Genomic DNA, 17,844 nt, shown 5'->3' on the forward strand with positions numbered 1-17,844 from the left:
CGGTGGCAACAGGGCCAACCGGGTTCCTCGCGCCAACCGCACCAAACAGCCGAAAGGCTGGGCTCCGAATCTAGGAATCCGGTGTGCGGTGTGAACAGCAAACCTTTCACATCTAGGAGCATGACATGAGCCGCATTGTTCTCGGGAACTGCCTGACCGTTCTTCCCACGCTGCCCGATCGGGCCGTGGATTTCGTTCTCACCGACCCGCCTTATCTGGTGGACTACCAGGACCGCGACGGGCGCCGCATCGCCAACGACAAGGACGACCGCTGGCTGGCGCCTGCCTTCCAGCAGATTCACCGCATCCTGCGCGATGACGCCTTTTGCGTCTCGTTCTATGGCTGGAGCCGGGTGGACCGGTTTTTCAGCGCGTGGCGCGCATCCGGGTTCCGCGTGGTCGGGCATATCGTGTTTGCCAAGCCGTACCAATCGAAGGCGCGGTTTCTGCGCTATCAACATGAATCCGCCTACCTGCTGGCCAAGGGTCGGCCAGCGCAACCGCAAGAGCCATTGCCCGACGTGCTGCCTTGGAGGTACAGCGGCAACCGCTTGCACCCCACACAGAAGCCGGTCGATTCCATGGCGACGCTCATCAAGACGTTTTGCCCTTCGCGCGGCATCGTGCTGGACCCGTTCGCGGGATCAGGTTCCACATGCGTGGCAGCGCGTCAGACCGGCCGCCGCTTCCTGGGCATTGAGCTGGATGCGCAGTACCACGCCGCCGCCACGGCACGCCTGAACCGCATCCCTGCCAGGAGGGCCGCAGCATGAACCGCGAATTCGACACCTTCGAGGGCCTGCGGGCCTATCTCACCGGGTACGGGCGCAAGAACCGCGACGCGCTCACCCTGATCGCCGACTACAAGCATTGGCCGGAGGCGGCCGAGTGGGAAATCGAGCGGCGGGTAACAGCCATCCTCGCCAGCCTGCCCGATATTGAGGTGGCAGCGATCGCCAGTGGGGACGTGAACCTGCGCAAGCTCGCCTTGCAGGTGCGGGCCGAACTGGACAAGGAGCAGCCACATGGCCAAGCCTGAACTTTCAGAGGCAGCGCAACGGGAGATTGCCGAGATTGCGCGCGTGCATCTACAGATCGACACCCTCGAAACCCGCAGGATTGGCTACCTCGATTTCCATGACTGTGCTGTCTGGAACATCCGGGCGGCGCTTGAAGCGGCCTACCTGGCGGGCATGGTGGACCACTACCGCGAACGCGAGTGACCACGGGGCCGGCGAGGGCCGGCCCTGCGGCTGATCGCCCGGCGCGAGACTGACACGGCCTGGCGCTGGCGCTCAAAAATCCGGGCGCGGCAGTGGCCGCGCCCGGTGTCGGAGATCATCAACCAAACAGCCATATCGGAACGCCGCCGCCTTCGCGGTGCTCCGGCGGCGGCGTTGAAGCGGCCGGGCATTCCGGCCCATCCCGTTCTTCTGCACGCTGCGCTTGCCCTCCAGGGGAAAGCCCTGCGGGCTATCCCCGCCGCGCTGCGCTTGGCGCCCCTCGATGCCGCCGAACCGGCGATGCCGGATCGGCCGAAAGGCCGCTGCCGCAAGGGCAGCAAGACCCGCTTGCCGATACCTGTGGCATGAGGCTGGTCCTGGGCATGGCGTTCATCGAGCTTTGAAGTTCGGGCGTCCCCGGCCGCCTGGGAGAAGGCCGGTCGCGCTCTCGTGCTGCGCATCGAACCCCTGCGGGTTTCGCCCCTTCGGGCTTCGATCGTCCCCTCGCTCCGCTCGGCTGACGCCTCCGGCCCGGCTTCCAGCTTCGGGCCTGCGCGCTTGCGCTTGCCGTGCGGTAGGCACATCGAGGCGGCCGTTGCCGTGTCCAGCCGTCTTCCCTGACTCCATCACCTTGTCCGCGACCGTAGCCCGCACCCGTGTGCCGTCAAGGCGCGCAGGGCCGTGTCCTCGGCTGCGCCTGCGGGCCGCACCCACCCTGCGCTTGCCTCCTTGACGGCCCCCGTGCGCGCGCTCCTTTGGCCGCGGGCGATGAACTCAGGAAAGACGGTGGCAACAGGGCCAACCGGGTTCTTCGTGCCGACCGCACCGAACAGCCACAAAGGCTGGGCTCCGAATCTAGGAATCCGGTGCGGGTTCTTCAACAGCCAACTTTTAGGAGTTAGACCATGAATGCCGTTACCCGTACCGAAACCCAAGCCGTCAGCACCGCAGCCAGCAGCGCCGCCAACGTCCTGCAAGCCGCCGACCCGAGCAAGCACATGATTCTGGTGCCGCTGTCGCGGCTGGTGCTGCGCCCCACGGGCCGCAACGTGCGCAAGACCATGCCGCGCATGTCCATCCCCGAACTGGCCGCATCCATCCAGCGCGTGGGGCTGCTGCAAAATCTGATCGTGATCGCCGCCGCCGATGGCGAGCATTACGAGGTGGTTGCCGGTGGCCGCAGGCTGGCCGCGTTGAAGCTGCTGGCGAAAAAGCGCCGCATCGCCAAGGATTGGAACGTGCCCTGCCTGCTGGTGGCCGATGGCACCGCCCGCACCGCCAGCCTCACCGAGAACGTGCAGCGCGAGGCCATGCACCCCGCAGACCAGTTCGAGGCGTTCGCCGCCCTGGTGGCCGAAGGCCGGCCCATCGAGGACATAGCGGCGGATTTCAGCGTCACGCCGCTGGTGGTGCAGCGCCGCTTGAAGCTCGCCAACGTCTCGCCGCGCCTGATGGACGACTACCGGGCCGACGCCGTGAGCCTGGATCAGTTGATGGCGCTGGCCATCACCGATGACCACGCCGCGCAGGAAGCCGCGTTCTACGATGCGCCACAGTGGCAGCGCCACCCGTCCGCGCTGCGCGAGCGCCTGACCGAGCGCGAAATCGACGCCTACCGGCATCCGCTGGTGCGCTTCGTGGGCCTGGACGCCTACGAGGCCGCAGGTGGCGGCGTGCGCCGTGACCTGTTCGCGGAAGGCGACGCGGGCGTGTACCTGACCGATGCCGCGCTGCTGGAACGGCTGGCGCAGGAAAAGCTGGCGGGCATTGCCGACAAGGCGAAGGCCGAGGGCTGGGCCTGGGTGGACGCCACGCCGGGCGTGACCCATGCCGACCTGCACGCCTTCCAGCGCGCTCCGCGAACCCGGCGCGAACCGACCAAGCGCGAAGCGCAGCGCATCGAGAAGCTGGAAGCGAAGATGCAGGCCATCGCCGAGGCCATCGACGCTGCGGCGGAAGCCGAGGACGAGGACAAGGTCGACACCTTGCAGGAGGAAGGCGAAGCCCTGGGCGAGCAGTTGCAGGCGCTGGAGGACGGCTTGCTGGACTACGGCCCGAACGTGAAGGCCGCCGCCGGGGCCATCGTCACCATCGACCGCGACGGCAAGGCCGTGATCCATCGTGGGCTGATGCGCGAGGCCGAGGCCAAGGCGCTGCGCACGCTGGAACGCCTGCGCCAAGGTGCCAGCGGCGAGGACGGGGACGACGACGAAGGCGACACGGCAGGCGAAGCGCAAACCCCCGCCATATCCGACCGGCTGGCCCAGCGTCTGAGCGCGCATCGCACCACCGCCCTGCAAATCGAAGTCGCCCGCCATCCGCACGTCGCCCTGGCCGCGCTGGTGCATGGCATGGTGCAGAGGGTCTTGCAGGGGCACTACCACGGGCACGACCTGCCGGTGGGCGTGCGCCTGAATGTGCGGGACCGCCTGGAAGCTATGGCCCCGGACCTGTCCGACGCGCCCGCCGCCGTGGCGCTGCGCGCGGTGCAGCAGGCAGCCCGTCAATCCTTGCCGCAGGACAGCGCCGAACTGTTCGCCGCGCTGCTGGCAATGGAGCAAGGCGAACTGGTCAAACTGCTGGCCGTGTGTGTGGCGTCCACGGTGGACGTGGTGACGCCTCGCGCCATGCCGCGCCAACCGGGCGAGGAACTGGCGCAGGCCGTGGGCCTGGACATGGCCGCATGGTGGCGGCCGAGCGCGGAAGGCTACTTCAAGCACGTTCCCAAGGCCGCGATCCTGCAAGCCGTGGGCGAGTACGCGCCGCAGGAAGTCAACCGGCTGGCGAAGCTCAAGAAGGCCGACGTTGCCAGCGAAGCCGAGCGGCTGGCCTATGGCACGGGGTGGATGCCCGCGATCTTCAAGGCCGAAGCGGTGGAAACCCCGCAGGAGAAAGCGCAGGGGCAGGACGACGCCCCGGAGGATGCCGAAGCCGTGGCGGATGAACCTGCCGAAGCCCTGGCCGCTTGATCCTCATCCGCAGAGCAGCGCCCCGGTTCGGTTGAGGCGCTGCTCTGCGTGCCTATCCATCTCTAATCAAAATCCGTGCGCGGCAGTGGCCGCGCACGGTGTTAAAGCCGAACAGCCATATCTCTACGCCACTGCCTTCAGGCGCTGACCCGTGTAATGCAAGGGGCATAGTGGCACGCCTGGAGCATATCCGCATCGCCCGGATTTCAGAGTTGCGTGCTGAAAGCTGCACGCAGTCTTTAAAACGCAGCTCCTAAATCACTAAACACCTTGGCTAGATCGTCCGTGCCGATAGGCCAATTCTCCCGGGTTTGGGCAGGTTTTCTCTCGGCGAGGAAGTACGCCAGAAGCACGGCTGGTTGATTAAAGAAATGTCGCTGGCCATTTTGCTCTTTGATTTTTTCAAAAACATAGTTTTTGGCCGTCAAGAATTCCTCGATTTGGATGGTGACATCCTTCGGTAAAAAATCTATGAAGGTATCAATCACAAGCTGATTGGATCGCTCTTGTCCGGGCTCTAGGCCTGTGCCTTTCCTGTAGGCCGTACTCAAGTAGTTCAAGAGTTGCCGCTGCGGCTCGCTGGCACTGGCGAGATCCTTCATGGCTTGCTCAAAGAATTCGTCTGTAGCCTCGATCAAAGCCATGCTCTTGGCAACGGTACGCTTGATTGAGGGCTTTGCAGTGGTCTTGGGCTTGTAGAGCGTGTCGTGAGTTAGTTCGCTGTGAGCGTGCTGCAAGAGCGTACGGATTTGCACCTCACATGCAAGGCCCTCAGGGAGATTCACCTCATCGATGGTTAGCCCTGCTTTGGATCGCAGCACGTAGTGGACCGATTGATAGGAGAACTCCAAGGGCTTGGCCAGCCGCTCCTCTTCGTAGTCCTTGTCTTTGGACCATGACCAGAAGGCCTCGCACTCGGCGCTTTCGATGATCGAGCAGAACGTGCTGATGTGCGTGGTCAACAGTACCACGTACCTCATGCCTACCTTGTCAGTGATGTCCTCATACGGGTTCTTGTAAGGCTTGTTGCGGTGCAGGGCCTTGTCAATCAGGCTGGTGTCGCCCTTCAGACGAGGCACCATGGGAACCTTCAAGAAGTAGTCGAGGAGAGTAGGAGCTATGGCTGGCATAAGCCGCCCCTCGATTTCCCGGCCGATGAGCTTGGCCCAGGCCCTATAGAAGGGCTTGTCGGCTTCCCACCGCGCAAGGATTTCCTGCTCGTTCACTCTTGGTCTCGGATGTGGTCACGCACTGTGATCTTGGTCCATTTGGGCACATTACCATGCTCATCGGCATCGCCGTCAATGGACTCGATTCGGACGTAGCTCTCGAACTGATCCGCAGGGGCGGTGAGCTTGATGTCGTGCCCGAAGGTGAGCTTACGCAGCCGCAGTTGACTTTGGACCTCGGAAAGGTCCTTGTGAATAGCCGTGTTGGGGAAATTCTTTTGCCCCATATAAGCTGTATATGCATCTTGCAGGACCGCGTCTCCCAAGTAGTTTTGTGAAAAAACGTCCACCTGAATAGTTGCGGCCTGATCCGTCTTCAGATAGGTGGTCAGGGCATTCAAAAGGTCTATTTTCTTTTCCGCATCGACATTGGCATTTCGGATAAAGTCTTTGGTTAGTTCGTGGAACTTCTTGGTCTGAAATGCACTGTTGGACGGAAATGCCAAACCCAAAAATGTTTCGTAAAAATACTGCGCAGCAGTAAGCTTATTGCCCTGAGTAATCAGGTCGTCAAACAGAAAAGCCCTCCAGCCATTGTCAGGCGCTTGGGCTGTGGCTGCTGAAGGGTCATACCGTAGGAAAGCTCCGATTTTGTACAGCTTGGCCTGTGGCGTGAGAATAAGCTCCTTGATGTACTCCAGGGTCAAATTCACGCCCGCTTGCCGTTTGGTGAAACCTCCATGAGGCTCTGCCTTGATGACACACATGAACGACCTGGCTGGATTACCGCAAGTTCCTTCAATCACCACCACGATGCCGCCAGGGATGCTGCGATTGGTCTGAGCAACTGCTAGCTTACTGGCAATGTTTTGGGAAATATTGACGAATTCGGCATCATTGCCCTGTGCCTCAATGATTTCCTTGGCTTTATGCCAAGTGCTGTCAGCACCGACTTCTCGAATCGTCATCTCGACACCGTGAGATGATTTCCCGAGAGCGTTGGTGATGCGGGCTTGCAACGCGTCCCGGGCATCTTGCGGGAGTGTCAAAAGCTGAGTCCCGTAATTGGGCTGAACCAAGGCCTTATCTGCACCGCGTGCAAAGACCTCATGGATGATCAGACGGCCAATCGAGAGATTTTCAAAGGACATGGCAATTGATTTTGAATGTATCTTGGTGCAACAAATTTTGCACCAAGGATACAACGATATGTCTGCGCGACGGGCCTCGACAAGCGGTTTAGCTTGCACGTTTTCACGGATGTTGGCGTGTTGGTGCGATGCGCCGTCGGGCTTTGCGGGCTGCACTCCGTGCCGACGTCGCCGTCACGGCCATTCAGCGTCAATCCCTCACGCCTTCGCGCCTGCGGCGCTGCGCGCTGGCGCTTGCCTCCAGGGGAAAGCCCTGCGGGCTATCCCCGCCGCGCGATGCTTGGCGCCCCTCGATACTGCCGAACCGGCATCGCCGGATCGGCCAGGGCCAGCGCCCCGCCGCCGTGGGCCGGGCGTGGCAAGTACGCCGTGGCTTGCTGCGGCAGGTTGCACGAATGCGTGCTGTCCCCGACGCTGGCGGGCAGTTGTCCGCGTGTCATGAGGGACGGTGCACGGACAGGCCGTCCGGCCTGGCTGGGGCTTTCACGCCGTGCTTGGAATGCCGCCGCCGCAGGGAGCCGGGGGCGCTGTCCCGAAGCCGTGGGGAGTGGCCTTGCCGGTGTCAGGGGGGCGTGCCGGTGCAGCCTTCGTGCGGGGATGCCGGGCCGGCCATGTCTCCTTGCGGGGGGCGGGTTCGGCCCAAGGCGTCCTTGTCTCGTTGTGAATCCTGGCGGTGGCGCGGGCTTCATGTCTGCAACCTTCCAGACCAAATAATTTCCCCTGCGCTGCGCGCATTCCTCGCGAGGCAAATTATTGGGTCTTCCAGGTGCTCCACTGCGTTTCGCCCGCAAGCGGTGCAGCCAGCCCTTCCTCCGCCGGCCGGATCACAACAAGGACGCGATGGGCGCGACCCTTGTTCAACCACCGTAAGGAGATCCATCATGGCCACCATCGGCACCTTCACCGCAGACAAGAACGGCTTTTCCGGCGCGCTGCAAACCCTGACGCTCAACGTCAAGGCCAAGCTCGTTCCCAACGACAAGGGGGACAGCGAGAAAGCCCCGGACTACCGCGTGCAAGTGGCGGGGCACGACGTGGGTGCGGCGTGGAAGAAGACCAGCGAGGGCGGACGCGAATACCTGTCCGTGACGATTGACGATCCTTCGTTCCCGGCGCCAATCTATGCCCGCATGATCGAGGGCGAGGACGGCACGCACGACCTGATCTGGTCGCGCAGCAAGCCCCAGGCGGCGTAGCCGCCGCAGCGCCCCGCCCATTGCGGCGGGGCGCCGTGCCGCTGATCGCAGCACATCACGTCACGCACGCGGCTGCGCCGCGTCGCGCTCCTTCAATACCGCCTCCAGCTCCCGGCGCACCTGCGCCAGCAACTGATCGGCCTTGCGCGCGCTGGCGCCCCCGTAGGCCAGCGTCAGCAGCGTGAGCGGGTGGACCTCCATCACCGCGCACAGTTCGCCCAGCTTGTTCAAGGTCGGGCTTTTCAGGTCGCGCTCCAGCGAACTCATGTAGGTGCGGCTGGACACGTCCGAGAACGCCTCCTGGCTCAAGCCCCGCGCTGCCCGGATCGTCTTCAACGCCTGGGACAATGTGTGTTTCTCCGCTGCCAACCTTGGACTCCCAAAATCCAAGATGACAGCCGATTGCATCCCATAGGGCTACAATCTATAGTATTCACTATCGAGAGCCCGCCGCTTTTGCATTTTTACGTAAAGCCGCTTTCTCGGGTTTACGGCAAGGCGTGAGGCCACGAAACCGCATCCGTGCTTTCGTCCAAAGCCGCCGATGCGCTTTCACGCTTCGGCGGATTCGTGAGAACGCAAGGGTGCCATGTCCCCCCCGCTGCCAGGGCGTATCCAGACTTTTCCAGTCTGGTCTCAGACTCGCGCCGTCTGGATTCCGATCGATGCCAGGAAGCGCTGCTTTGGTGATCGCAATGGTCACGATGGCCTGCCCGTGCTGCGGCAAGGTGGTCCTCGCCGTGTGACGTTCTTGGGTCATGCGGCCGTCGCATTCGGACGATTGATGCAACACCCCGGAGCCCATCGGTCTTGACGCCCCATGCCTCAGCTTGAACAGATGCAGATGAAGGTCTCGATCCGGTAGCTCCGCGCCCGCCGCCCGTGGCGACGTTCCTGTGATTCGACGGGAGCTTGGCCATCATGGGCGACCGCAGCGCCGAGTCTTGGTATCCGACTGCCGCGTACCTGTACGTGCTGCATCTGGACGGCCTTGCGCTCGCCTGGGAGTACCTGCGCCGCCACCCCGGCTACCGCCTCGATTGGCTGCGCCACCATCACCGCCCGGCCACCGCCAGGCAGGTGGCGCAGCGCTGGGGCCTGCGCCTGCTGGAAGACCCGGGCCTGGATGCGCGCGACGCGCATCCGGCCTGGGAACCCGGCCATCCGGCCGTGGTGCAGCTTTATCCCGATGCTGACCCGCCGCGCGATGCGGCGACCTTCTCAGTCTGGAGCCTTCCGGGCCACAAGCAACTGCTGCATGACGGCAAAGGGCTGGCGCTGATCGCGCGCAGCCTCGGCCATTGCGCGCGCTTCGCGCTGGCGCCCGGCCTGGAGGACGGCATGGCGGTCGCCTATGCCTGCCGCGGAAGTGGTGGCGGCGGTGGCGCCGCGTCTGCGCGCAGCGCGACGCCAGCCGCAGCCAGGCCCAGGCCAGCGCCGAGCGCCTTGATGGAACTGCACACCTTGCAAGCCCTCGACGCGACCCTCGCGGGCGCGTCCCTGCGCGAGGTGGCCGAGGGCCTGTTCGGCGTGGATGCGACGGCCGATTGGTACACAAACGGCGGCCTGCGCTCGAAGACGCGCCGGCTGGTGCGGCGCGGCGATGCGCTGATGCGCGGCGGCTACCGCCGCCTAGCACGAATTCCGCCGCCTGGATAGGTTCGATTTGAAGGGGCAGAAGATCGGACCTGCTCAAGAGGGCTTCGTTTTCTCAGACTGCCTCCATCCGGTCGCGCTGTGTGCCCGGAGCTTCACAACCGATGGAGGTTCATCCCATGCGTCCTGCTCCCATGCGGCCTGCCGCCGCTCCCGTGTTCACCGTTCCGCAGCCCCCGCGCTACCTGACCAACGACGAGGCTGCCGACTACCTGCGGCTGTCGCCGCGCACGCTGGAGAAGCAGCGCGTGATGGGCGGCGGCCCACGCTTTCGCAAGTTCGGCCGCCGCGTCATGTACGCCGTGGCCGACCTCGATGCCTGGGCCGCCGACCGCAGTTTCGAGACGACTTCCGACCCCGAGTACGCCGAGCACCATGCGGCGGACAGCCGTGCGCGCTGATCGGCGGCGCGCGGCAGGCCATCGCCATGTCCAGCCTTGCGCTGCCTTCCCGGCAGCGGCCCTCGCGGGAACGCGAACAGCTCGACCTGTTCCGCGCCTTGCCGGGCGACATGGCGCCGCGCGACAGCCAGGACCTGATGGCCTTTCCGTTCTTCTCGCTCGGCAAGTCCAAGCGGATCAAGCCCATCGACTTCCGGGCGAGCAACGTCACCATCCGCGTGGAAGGTACGGCCGAGCACGGCATCGCCACGATCTGGGATGCGGACGTGCTGATATGGGCGGCCTCGCAGATCGTGGAAGCACGCGACGCGGGCCTGCGCCCGTCGCGGCTCATGCAGGCCACGCCCTACGAGATCCTGCGCTACATCGGCCGCGGTACGTCGCTGCGCGACTACCAGCGCCTCAAAGCAGCCCTGGATCGCCTGCAATCGACCACGGTGGCCACGTCCATCCGCGAGACGACCGGGCGGCGCCTGCATCGCTTCTCGTGGATCAACGAGTGGAAGGAACTGGCCGATGCCGGCGGCACGCCGCTGGGCATCGAATTGATCCTGCCCGACTGGTTCTATGCGGGCGTGCTGGATGCGGCACTGGTGCTGACCATCGACCCGGCGTACTTCCGCCTGAAGGGCGGAATCGAGCGCTGGCTGTACCGGCTGGTGCGCAAGCACGGCGGGCGCCAGGCCGAGGGCTGGCAGTTCGATTTCGTGCACCTGTACCGCAAGTCGGGCAGCGTGGCGCGCTACTACGACTTCGCCGCCGACCTGCGCGCGCTGGTGGCGCGGCAGGCCCTGCCGGGCTATCAGTTGGGCATCGAGCGCGCACCGGGCATCGACTCGCCGCTGCTGACGTTCCGGCCCGTGCCGCCCACGGCACGGGGATAAACGGTGCGCAGCTTGTGGACGGGCTCGTGCTATCAGGCAACAAAAGTATCGTGCTATCAGGCAACGAACTATCGTGCTATCAGGCAACAAAATCGGCCGCAAAGCCAATGCTGGCGCGGGTTTCGGCCTCCCTTAACTTACCTAACCTAATTCCTAACATTGGTAGTAGAGGCGCCGCGCCACGGTGGACAACCGCCGAACGGCACGCGCCAGGCAGAGCGCCTTGCCAGCGGCGCCCGGGTTTTGCAGCGCAGCCGAAGACAGGTTTTCCAGAAAGGGAAGCTCGGCCATGATCGTCGCGCTGCTCAACCAGAAAGGCGGCGTGGGCAAGACCACGCTCGCCACCCACATCGCTGGCGAGCTGGCGATGCGCGGCCAGCACGTCGTGCTGCTGGACGCCGACCCGCAGGGTTCGTCGCTGGACTGGACGCAGCGCCGAAGCCAGCAAGGCTTGCCACGGCTGTTCAGCGCCGTGGGCCTCGCACGCGAAACCCTGCATCAGGAAGCGCCAGAACTCGCCAGGCGGGCCGATCACGTCGTCATCGATGGGCCACCCAGGATCGCCGCCCTGGCGCGCTCCGCGCTGCTGGCGGCCGAGCGCGTGCTGATCCCGGTACAGCCCAGCCCCTACGACCTGTGGGCCAGCGCCGAGATGGTGGCGCTGATCCGCGAGGCCCAGGTGTTCCGGCCGCTGCTGCGCGCAGCCTTCGTCATCAATCGGCGCGTCAGCACCACCGTGATCGGGCGCGAAGCGCGCCAGGCGCTCGCCGACCAGCCACTTCCTGCGCTGCGCGCCGAGGTGCATCAACGCATCGTGTTCGCCGACAGCGTGGCTGCTGGCCGGCTTGCACGCGAGACGGCGCCGGACAGCGTTGCCGCCCGCGAAATCACCGCGCTGGTGGACGAACTGCTGCGGTGGACGCCATGACAGCGAAGCCACCACCGAACAGCAAACGCGCGGCAAAGCGCGTCGGCATCGGCGCGCGTCCACCCGCCAATCCACACGCCGAGGCGTGGATTCGGCAAGGCGACGCCGATGCGCTGGGCAAGGGCGACCTCTACACGGCCCGCCTCACCCTCGACATCACGCCCGCCATGCGGGCGCGCATCAAGGTCTCGGCCTTCACGCAAGGCGTGACCGTGGCCGACCTGCTGCGCGGCCTGCTCGAACGGGAGTTCCCCGACAACCGCAGGGAGAGCACACCATGATGGCATCCGCTTCGCATACGGCTGCGCAGCAGCCGTCACCGGCCGCCGCGCCTATCGGCCAGCCTGCCAACACGCCGCTGACGCGCGTGGCGCTGGCCTACATCGACCAGCGTTTCGACCTCTATCTGCGCTTCGGCGAACCGGCGCGCATCGTGCGGCTCGACCGCTGGCGGCGCTGCGCGGTATTCCTGCCCGGCGCCGTGTTCTGCCGCATCCGCTGGCAGGCCAACGACTACGGCACGATTCGCTGGCAGCTCATGGTGATGCAGGCTTGCACGCCGCTGGACGGCGCACAGCGCATCCCCGGCGTGCAGCCGGGCGCGCGCCTGCTGCTGCACGCCGAGGGCGACAAGGCCGTGCGCGCCGTGCTGGCGCGCATCGACGCCATCGAGGCGCGGGGCATCGCGCCTGTCGCCGTCTCGCCCGCGTACTGGCGCACGCTCGCCAACCGGCTCGCCGCGCGCCTGCCGCCACCCGACTACACCGCCGAGCGGCACGCCGCCTGGCTGGACGGGAGGGCGCTGCCATGACCGCTGTTGCCACCATCGGCACCGCGCCGCGTCCTCGCTCGCGCACCCGTTCACCCTTGCGCGCTCGCATCGCGCTCGCGGGCCTCGCCGCCTGCGGCCTCGCTGCGCTGGCCTGGGCGTCCTTCGTGCATCCGCTGCCGCGCCTGATCTACAACCCGTCCGACAGCGTGGCGGTCGGCTGGTATCGCGTCGGTCCGTTGCACCCTCGGCCCGGCTCGCCGCCACGTCCGTTGTCCGTGGACAGCATCGTCCTGGCCTCGCTGCCGCCGAATGCCGCCGCGCTGGCCGCACAGCGCCGCTACCTGCCGGCGCGTGTGCCGCTGCTCAAGCGCGTGGGCGCCATCGCGCCGCAGCACGTGTGCGTGGTCGATGCGCTGGTGTGGATCGACGGCGTGCCGGTGGCCGCCGTGCGGCCTGCCGACCGGCTGGGCCGGCCGCTGCCGTCCTGGCCGCAGTGCCGGCGCCTTCGTGCTGGCGAACTGTTCCTCTTGAGCACGACCAACCCGGCGTCGTTCGACAGCCGGTATTTCGGGCCGGTCAGCGTGTCCGCCGTGATCGGCGTCGCGCACCCGGTCTGGCTGGAGAAGCGCCCATGACCGTCGCCGATTCGCTGCGCACCATCGTGCTATCGGGCGTGTCGATCCACTGCATGCCGACGTGTTGCCGCGCGTGCAGTGCCAGCGCCGATCCTGCGTATCGGGCGCTGCACTTCGCGCTGCCTTCCCACGTGCAGGCATCTTGCCTTGGATGCGCCTGGCCTACGGCCATTGGCGCGTCCCCCGGCGCGCTGGCTGCTCGCGCAGCAGCGGCGCCGGGGCACCACGGCCGGGAGCGGATGCGGGAGGCCGGGGTGCAAGGCAAGATTGAAGGGCGCGGCACCACGGTGCGCGCAAAGCCGGTCTGCACGTGGGGGTGGCGCGGCACGCGCCAGGGAGCGGCTTCGTGCCGCCGGTTACTCCAATGCTTTGCTGCCATTGGTGAAGTCGCGTGCTTCGCCCGCCAGGGTGCGATGGTGTTCGACGGAGCCACGCCATGAGCCGGCGCGCAGACGCCCCCGGAGAAGACCGTTTCCGCATCCGCCCCGGCAAACCCAAGCAGCGCGGCGACACCTTCATCGCGCAAGTGCTGCGCCAGGCCGGCAAGGCGTCCAATGCGACCGGCGGTAGGCGCGGCAAGGCGCCTGGTTCGCGCCTGGGGCGCGGCCATGTGGCGGCGCGCTTCACGGGCCAGCCGCTCACGCCGTTCTCGCGCCGGGCCACGGTCAAGGTGCGGCTGGTGTATCTCCAGCAGGCCAGCGGCCGGTCCACCGTCCAGCACCTGCGCTACATCGAGCGCGAGGGCGTGGGCCGCGACGGCGAGCCGGGCCATGCCTACGGGTCGGCGACCGACGAGGCGGACACCGCCGCCTTCGAGGAGCGGGGCCGGGGCGACCGCCACCAGTTCCGCTTCATCGTCTCGCCCGAGGACGCCGGGCAGCTTGAAGACCTGCGCACCTACACCCGCCACCTGATGCAGCGCATGGAGGCCGACCTGGGCACCCGGCTGGACTGGGTGGCCGTAGATCACTGGAACACCGACAACCCGCATACCCACGTCGTGCTGCGCGGCAAGGACGACACAGGCAAGGACCTCATCGTCTCGCAGGACTACATCACACGCGGCATGCGCGAGCGGGCGATGGAGCTGGCGACCGAATGGCTGGGGCCGCGCACCGAGCTGGAGATCCAGCGTGCGATGGCCCGCGAGGTTGATCAGGAACGCTGGACCGGCCTGGACCGCACCTTGCAGCGCGAGGCCGTGGACGGCCTGGTTCATATCGAGCGCTTCAACGAACCCAGGCTGCAACGCCAGCGCCTGCTGTTGGTCGGGCGGCTGCAACGCTTGCAGGCGATGAGCCTGGCGACCGAGACCCGGCCCGGCACCTGGGCCGTGCATACCGATGCAGAGAAGACCTTGCGCGCCCTGGGCGAGCGCGGCGACATCATCCGCACCATGCAGCGGGCAATGGGCGGCCGCCAGCGCGAGCTGGCCGTGTTCCAGCCCGGCGAGGATGGCCGAACCATCATCGGCCGCGTCACTGGCAAGGGCCTGGCCGACGAGCTGTACGACAAGGGCTATCTCGTCGTGGACGGCATCGACGGCCAGGCGCACTACGTAGCCCTGCCGCCCAGGACGGAGCTGGCGCAGTACCCGATGGGCGCGGTGGTCGAAGTGAAAGGTTCGGCCGATGTGCGCACGGCCGACAAGACCATCGCCGCGCTGGCGAGCGATGGCCTGTACCGCGCCGACCATCACCTCGCCATCGCCCAGGGGCAGGCCAGCAAGGACCGCGATCCGCAGGAAGTGGTGGCCGCCCACGTGCGCCGGTTGGAAGCCCTGCGCCGCGGGGGCTTCGTGGAGCGTGTGGCCGAAGGGCTATGGAAGGTGCCGGGCGACCTGCCCGAGCAGGGCCGCCGCTACGACGCGCAGCGCCTGGGCGGGGTGGCCGTGGAGCTGAAATCGCATCTACCCATCGAGCGACAAGCCGGCGTGATCGGTGCCACCTGGCTCGACCAGCAGTTGATCGGCGGCGGCACCGGCCTGGGCGACCTGGGCTTTGGTGCCGAGGCCAGGCGGGCCATGCAGCAGCGTGCCGACTTCCTCGCTGAACACGGGTTGGCCGAGCGGCGCGGGCAGCGCGTGATCCTGGCGCGCAACCTGCTGGGCACGCTGCGCAGCCGAGAGCTGGCGCAGGCCGGCAAAGACATCGCCGCCGAAACCGGCCTGGAACATCGGCCGGTGGGCGAGGGGCAGCGCGTGACCGGCATCTATCGCCGCAGCGTCATGCTCGCCAGCGGGCGCTACGCGATGCTTGATGACGGCCTGGGCTTCAGCCTAGTACCGTGGAAGCCTGTGATCGAGCAGCGCCTGGGCCAGCATCTTGCCGCCACAGTGCGCGGTGGTGGAGTGTCTTGGGAGATTGGGCGGCAGCGAGGGCCAACGATTGGTTGATTGGTGGCGTCTAAATGCCTATCACAACGAGTCGAACCTCTGCAGGTGATGCAATCCTCTTTCTTAAAAGCGAAAACCAATTGATAAATTAATTCACTTTTATTGTTTATCGGTTCTCGCTACGCTTCCCGCCACAGAATTTTCGATCACTTGCTACATCGACAGAAGTTCCACCCCACATTCTTCCACTACAACGAAGTCCAGATATTCAAAGTTTACGTGCGGTCGTTTGAGGTGACGATCATTCAATGAGAGAGAAAATTCCATGAATCTGAACGACTGCCACAACTTCCATGACTTCCGCCGCCTGGCCGAGCGCCGGCTGCCGGGGCCGATCTTCAACTACATCGACGGCGGCGCCGACGACGAAGTGACGATGCGCCGCAACACGGCCGCGTTCGAGGATTGCGACCTCGTGCCCAGCGTGCTGCAGGGCGTGTCGGACGTGGATCTGTCCGTCACCGTGATGGGGCAGAAGATCGACCTGCCGGTGTACCTGTCGCCCACCGCGCTGCAGCGCCTCTTCCACCACCAGGGCGAGCGCGCCACGGCGGCGGCGGCCGAGAAGTTCGGCACCCTGTTCGGCGTCTCCTCGCTGGGCACGGTGTCGATGGAGGAACTGGCGAAGAAGCACCGCAACCCGCAGGTCTACCAGTTCTACTTCCACAAGGACCGGGGGCTGAACCGCGCCATGATGCAGAAGGCCAAGGAAAGCGGCATCCAGGTGATGATGCTGACCGTGGACAGCATCACCGGCGGCAACCGCGAGCGTGACCTGCGCACGGGCTTCTCCATCCCGTTCCGGCTCACGCTGGGCGGCCTGTGGCAGTTCGCCATCAAGCCCGCCTGGGGCATCAACTACGTCACGCACGAGAAGTTCAGCCTGCCCCAGCTCGACGCCCACATCGACATGAAGGGCGACACGCTGACCATCGGCCGCTACTTCACCGAGATGCTCGACCCCTCGATGAACTGGGACGACGTGGCGGGCATGGTCGCCGAGTGGGGCGGCCAGTTCTGCCTGAAAGGCGTGATGAGTGTGGAGGACGCGCGGCGTGCCGCCGACATCGGCTGCACCGGCATCGTGCTGTCCAACCACGGCGGGCGCCAGCTCGACGGCTCGCGCAGCGCCTTCGACCAGCTCGACGAAATCGTGCAGGCCGTGGGCGGCCGGCTGGACGTGATGATCGACGGCGGCATCCAGCGCGGCAGCCACGTGCTCAAGGCGCTGTCGCTGGGCGCCAAGGCCGTCGGCCTGGGCCGCTACTACCTGTTCCCGCTGGCGGCAGCAGGCCAGGCCGGCATCGAGCGCGCGCTGGGCCAGCTCAAGGCCGAGATCGTGCGCGACATGCGCCTGATGGGCGCCCGGGGCGTGGCCGATCTGGGAAGGAGCAATCTGAGGTTTCGCGCCTGACAGTACAAGCGATGCACAGGGCTTGATGTCGATGGGATAGCGGCTGTGCCACTATGAAAGTGGTGCCTCAAAAGATGCGTATTGCCGAACCAATGCCAGCATTGTCGGAATCACTGCGCGCGTGTCGCCTCTTCGCCACTGGAATGCGTAGTTCAGCGGCGCCAATCCTGGCTGGCTTGCCAGCCGGACCAGCGGACCGTTCGATGGCGAGGAATCCCACGCGGCTGGCAGGAAGCCGATGCCGACACCTTCGCGCAGCATGCCAGCCACCGCGTACCAGTTGTTGCAGGTGATGTGGCGCACGTTGTCAACACCCCGTGCAAGTAGCCATTCATCAAGAATGCGCGTGATGCCGGAGCCAGTCGGCAACGTGACCAACGCATGTCGTGCGAGCAATGCCGGCGTCAGTGTTCGCTGACGGCCAACGAGCCGCTGCGCAACCATCCACGCGAACCGTGCCTCGGCGACAGGCTGCGACACGATGCTACTGCGCGACGAGCGTCCAGCGATCACAGCGAAATCCAACTCTCCCGAATCGACCTTGCGTTCCAACACCGCGCCGATGTCTACGTGTGGCTCAAGTTGCAGTTGGCTGTGCAATTCCTGAACCGCCGCGACGAAGCGCGGTAACCAGGTCATCGCAGAAAGCTCGCCGACACCGAAGCGCAATCGCCCAGTGAGCCCTCTGTGCTGTGCGAAGGTGTCCTGAATGGCCGCGACGGATTCCAGTACAGACACGGCGGCAGGCAGCAAGCTTTCTCCGTCCGGGGTCAGCGTGGCGCGGTGGCCGCTTCGGTCGAACAGCGTTTGCCCCATGGCTTGTTCAAGCTCGTTGATGCGCTTTGACAGTGACGAGACGGACAAATGAAGCCGCTGCGCGGCGGTGGCGAAATTGGCACAGGTCGCCGCCCAGTAGAAAGCGTCGAGCTGCTTGATCGTGGGCATCTGCATTGTTCGCTTTTATGAAACAAGTTAGTGAAAATAATACCACTTTTAATCAAGTTACATCCAACATAGCATGAACTCCTGTCTGCAATGAAACAGGAGTACT

At 65.4% G+C, this 17,844-nt stretch carries 21 protein-coding genes; 16 read left to right on the forward strand and 5 right to left on the reverse strand.

Annotated elements, in window-relative coordinates; genetic code table 11:
* Positions 1-125 precede the first annotated feature (125 nt).
* The 5 genes from QM782_RS11115 (at position 126) to QM782_RS11135 (ending at position 4,192) form a co-directional block, all read left to right on the forward strand.
* Positions 126-773 (forward strand): DNA methyltransferase, encoded by a 648-nt coding sequence (locus QM782_RS11115; RefSeq protein ID WP_415202974.1) that lies wholly within the window; start codon positions 126-128, stop codon positions 771-773.
* A complete protein-coding gene (locus QM782_RS11120; protein WP_415202975.1) occupies positions 770-1,039 on the forward strand; it encodes a hypothetical protein in 270 nt (89 codons plus the stop codon). Before QM782_RS11115 ends, QM782_RS11120 begins: the two co-directional genes overlap by 4 nt.
* Positions 1,026-1,223 carry a DUF6900 domain-containing protein gene (locus tag QM782_RS11125; RefSeq protein ID WP_415202976.1) on the forward strand — a complete coding sequence of 66 codons (198 nt, stop codon included), beginning with the start codon at positions 1,026-1,028 and terminating at the stop codon, positions 1,221-1,223. The genes QM782_RS11120 and QM782_RS11125 overlap by 14 nt, the downstream gene beginning before the upstream one ends.
* A gap of 105 nt (positions 1,224-1,328) precedes the next feature.
* Positions 1,329-1,592: a hypothetical protein gene (locus tag QM782_RS11130; protein ID WP_415202977.1), complete on the forward strand. Its 264-nt coding sequence runs from the start codon at positions 1,329-1,331 to the stop codon at positions 1,590-1,592.
* A 536-nt stretch (positions 1,593-2,128) separates the two neighbouring features.
* Entirely contained in the window at positions 2,129-4,192 is a 2,064-nt protein-coding gene (locus QM782_RS11135; RefSeq protein ID WP_415202978.1) for a ParB/RepB/Spo0J family partition protein, read from the forward strand.
* Between the two features lie 239 nt (positions 4,193-4,431).
* Here QM782_RS11135 and QM782_RS11140 read toward each other — a convergent pair whose 3' ends face one another.
* Positions 4,432-5,418, reverse strand: a complete 987-nt coding sequence (locus QM782_RS11140; RefSeq protein ID WP_415202979.1) for a GTP pyrophosphokinase — start codon at positions 5,416-5,418, stop codon at positions 4,432-4,434.
* Positions 5,415-6,512: a nucleoid-associated protein gene (locus QM782_RS11145; RefSeq protein WP_415202980.1), complete on the reverse strand. Its 1,098-nt coding sequence runs from the start codon at positions 6,510-6,512 to the stop codon at positions 5,415-5,417. Before QM782_RS11145 ends, QM782_RS11140 begins: the two co-directional genes overlap by 4 nt.
* Before the next feature lie 881 nt (positions 6,513-7,393).
* Here QM782_RS11145 and QM782_RS11150 point away from each other — a divergent pair.
* Positions 7,394-7,708 (forward strand): DUF736 domain-containing protein, encoded by a 315-nt coding sequence (locus tag QM782_RS11150; protein WP_415202981.1) that lies wholly within the window; start codon positions 7,394-7,396, stop codon positions 7,706-7,708.
* 60 nt (positions 7,709-7,768) lie between these two features.
* Here the strand turns inward: QM782_RS11150 and QM782_RS11155 are convergent, their stop codons facing one another.
* Positions 7,769-8,116, reverse strand: a complete 348-nt coding sequence (locus QM782_RS11155) for a helix-turn-helix domain-containing protein (RefSeq protein ID WP_415202982.1) — start codon at positions 8,114-8,116, stop codon at positions 7,769-7,771.
* A 513-nt stretch (positions 8,117-8,629) separates the two neighbouring features.
* Between QM782_RS11155 and QM782_RS11160 the strand changes: the two genes are divergently transcribed.
* The 3 genes from QM782_RS11160 to QM782_RS11170 all read left to right on the forward strand — a co-directional run bounded on the left by QM782_RS11160 (position 8,630) and on the right by QM782_RS11170 (position 10,649).
* On the forward strand, positions 8,630-9,367 hold the full coding sequence (locus QM782_RS11160; RefSeq protein WP_415202983.1) for a DUF2285 domain-containing protein: 738 nt from the start codon (positions 8,630-8,632) through the stop codon (positions 9,365-9,367).
* A 116-nt stretch (positions 9,368-9,483) separates the two neighbouring features.
* Entirely contained in the window at positions 9,484-9,765 is a 282-nt protein-coding gene (locus QM782_RS11165) for a helix-turn-helix transcriptional regulator (RefSeq protein WP_415202984.1), read from the forward strand.
* A 26-nt stretch (positions 9,766-9,791) separates the two neighbouring features.
* Entirely contained in the window at positions 9,792-10,649 is an 858-nt protein-coding gene (locus QM782_RS11170; protein WP_415202985.1) for a replication initiator protein A, read from the forward strand.
* 153 nt (positions 10,650-10,802) lie between these two features.
* Here the strand turns inward: QM782_RS11170 and QM782_RS11175 are convergent, their stop codons facing one another.
* Positions 10,803-10,940 (reverse strand): hypothetical protein, encoded by a 138-nt coding sequence (locus tag QM782_RS11175; protein WP_415202986.1) that lies wholly within the window; start codon positions 10,938-10,940, stop codon positions 10,803-10,805.
* Between QM782_RS11175 and parA the strand changes: the two genes are divergently transcribed.
* The 7 genes from parA (at position 10,939) to QM782_RS11210 (ending at position 16,793) form a co-directional block, all read left to right on the forward strand.
* Positions 10,939-11,577, forward strand: a complete 639-nt coding sequence (gene parA / locus QM782_RS11180) for a ParA family partition ATPase (protein ID WP_415202987.1) — start codon at positions 10,939-10,941, stop codon at positions 11,575-11,577. The genes QM782_RS11175 and parA overlap by 2 nt on opposite strands.
* The gene (locus tag QM782_RS11185) at positions 11,574-11,858 is read left to right on the forward strand and encodes a chromosome partitioning protein ParB (protein WP_415205629.1); all 285 of its coding nucleotides are present in this window, start codon (positions 11,574-11,576) and stop codon (positions 11,856-11,858) included. The genes parA and QM782_RS11185 overlap by 4 nt, the downstream gene beginning before the upstream one ends.
* Complete coding sequence (locus QM782_RS11190) at positions 11,855-12,388, forward strand: DUF2840 domain-containing protein (RefSeq protein WP_415202988.1); 534 nt, start codon at positions 11,855-11,857, stop codon at positions 12,386-12,388. The genes QM782_RS11185 and QM782_RS11190 overlap by 4 nt, the downstream gene beginning before the upstream one ends.
* A complete protein-coding gene (locus QM782_RS11195; RefSeq protein WP_415202989.1) occupies positions 12,385-12,984 on the forward strand; it encodes a S26 family signal peptidase in 600 nt (199 codons plus the stop codon). Before QM782_RS11190 ends, QM782_RS11195 begins: the two co-directional genes overlap by 4 nt.
* Positions 12,981-13,424, forward strand: a complete 444-nt coding sequence (locus QM782_RS11200; RefSeq protein WP_415202990.1) for a hypothetical protein — start codon at positions 12,981-12,983, stop codon at positions 13,422-13,424. Before QM782_RS11195 ends, QM782_RS11200 begins: the two co-directional genes overlap by 4 nt.
* Complete coding sequence (locus QM782_RS11205; protein ID WP_415202991.1) at positions 13,421-15,379, forward strand: relaxase/mobilization nuclease domain-containing protein; 1,959 nt, start codon at positions 13,421-13,423, stop codon at positions 15,377-15,379. Before QM782_RS11200 ends, QM782_RS11205 begins: the two co-directional genes overlap by 4 nt.
* 265 nt (positions 15,380-15,644) lie before the next feature.
* Positions 15,645-16,793 carry an alpha-hydroxy acid oxidase gene (locus tag QM782_RS11210; RefSeq protein WP_415202992.1) on the forward strand — a complete coding sequence of 383 codons (1,149 nt, stop codon included), beginning with the start codon at positions 15,645-15,647 and terminating at the stop codon, positions 16,791-16,793.
* Between the two features lie 51 nt (positions 16,794-16,844).
* Here the strand turns inward: QM782_RS11210 and QM782_RS11215 are convergent, their stop codons facing one another.
* On the reverse strand, positions 16,845-17,744 hold the full coding sequence (locus QM782_RS11215) for a LysR family transcriptional regulator (protein WP_415202993.1): 900 nt from the start codon (positions 17,742-17,744) through the stop codon (positions 16,845-16,847).
* Positions 17,745-17,844: the final 100 nt, after the last annotated feature.

It is taken from the genome of Pseudorhodoferax sp. (genome assembly GCF_047601025.1).
GTDB lineage: Bacteria > Pseudomonadota > Gammaproteobacteria > Burkholderiales > Burkholderiaceae_C > Pseudorhodoferax.

Coding starts and splice junctions, on each gene's coding strand:
- QM782_RS11115 (WP_415202974.1), top strand. CDS start 126: ATGAGCCGCATTGTTCTCGGGAACTGCCTGACCGTTCTTCCCACGCTG.
- QM782_RS11120 (WP_415202975.1), top strand. CDS start 770: ATGAACCGCGAATTCGACACCTTCGAGGGCCTGCGGGCCTATCTCACC.
- QM782_RS11125 (WP_415202976.1), top strand. CDS start 1,026: ATGGCCAAGCCTGAACTTTCAGAGGCAGCGCAACGGGAGATTGCCGAG.
- QM782_RS11135 (WP_415202978.1), top strand. CDS start 2,129: ATGAATGCCGTTACCCGTACCGAAACCCAAGCCGTCAGCACCGCAGCC.
- QM782_RS11145 (WP_415202980.1), bottom strand. CDS start 6,512: ATGTCCTTTGAAAATCTCTCGATTGGCCGTCTGATCATCCATGAGGTC.
- QM782_RS11150 (WP_415202981.1), top strand. CDS start 7,394: ATGGCCACCATCGGCACCTTCACCGCAGACAAGAACGGCTTTTCCGGC.
- QM782_RS11155 (WP_415202982.1), bottom strand. CDS start 8,116: ATGCAATCGGCTGTCATCTTGGATTTTGGGAGTCCAAGGTTGGCAGCG.
- QM782_RS11160 (WP_415202983.1), top strand. CDS start 8,630: ATGGGCGACCGCAGCGCCGAGTCTTGGTATCCGACTGCCGCGTACCTG.
- QM782_RS11165 (WP_415202984.1), top strand. CDS start 9,484: ATGCGTCCTGCTCCCATGCGGCCTGCCGCCGCTCCCGTGTTCACCGTT.
- QM782_RS11170 (WP_415202985.1), top strand. CDS start 9,792: ATGTCCAGCCTTGCGCTGCCTTCCCGGCAGCGGCCCTCGCGGGAACGC.
- parA (WP_415202987.1), top strand. CDS start 10,939: ATGATCGTCGCGCTGCTCAACCAGAAAGGCGGCGTGGGCAAGACCACG.
- QM782_RS11175 (WP_415202986.1), bottom strand. CDS start 10,940: ATGGCCGAGCTTCCCTTTCTGGAAAACCTGTCTTCGGCTGCGCTGCAA.
- QM782_RS11185 (WP_415205629.1), top strand. CDS start 11,574: ATGACAGCGAAGCCACCACCGAACAGCAAACGCGCGGCAAAGCGCGTC.
- QM782_RS11190 (WP_415202988.1), top strand. CDS start 11,855: ATGATGGCATCCGCTTCGCATACGGCTGCGCAGCAGCCGTCACCGGCC.
- QM782_RS11195 (WP_415202989.1), top strand. CDS start 12,385: ATGACCGCTGTTGCCACCATCGGCACCGCGCCGCGTCCTCGCTCGCGC.
- QM782_RS11200 (WP_415202990.1), top strand. CDS start 12,981: ATGACCGTCGCCGATTCGCTGCGCACCATCGTGCTATCGGGCGTGTCG.
- QM782_RS11205 (WP_415202991.1), top strand. CDS start 13,421: ATGAGCCGGCGCGCAGACGCCCCCGGAGAAGACCGTTTCCGCATCCGC.
- QM782_RS11210 (WP_415202992.1), top strand. CDS start 15,645: ATGAATCTGAACGACTGCCACAACTTCCATGACTTCCGCCGCCTGGCC.
- QM782_RS11215 (WP_415202993.1), bottom strand. CDS start 17,744: ATGCAGATGCCCACGATCAAGCAGCTCGACGCTTTCTACTGGGCGGCG.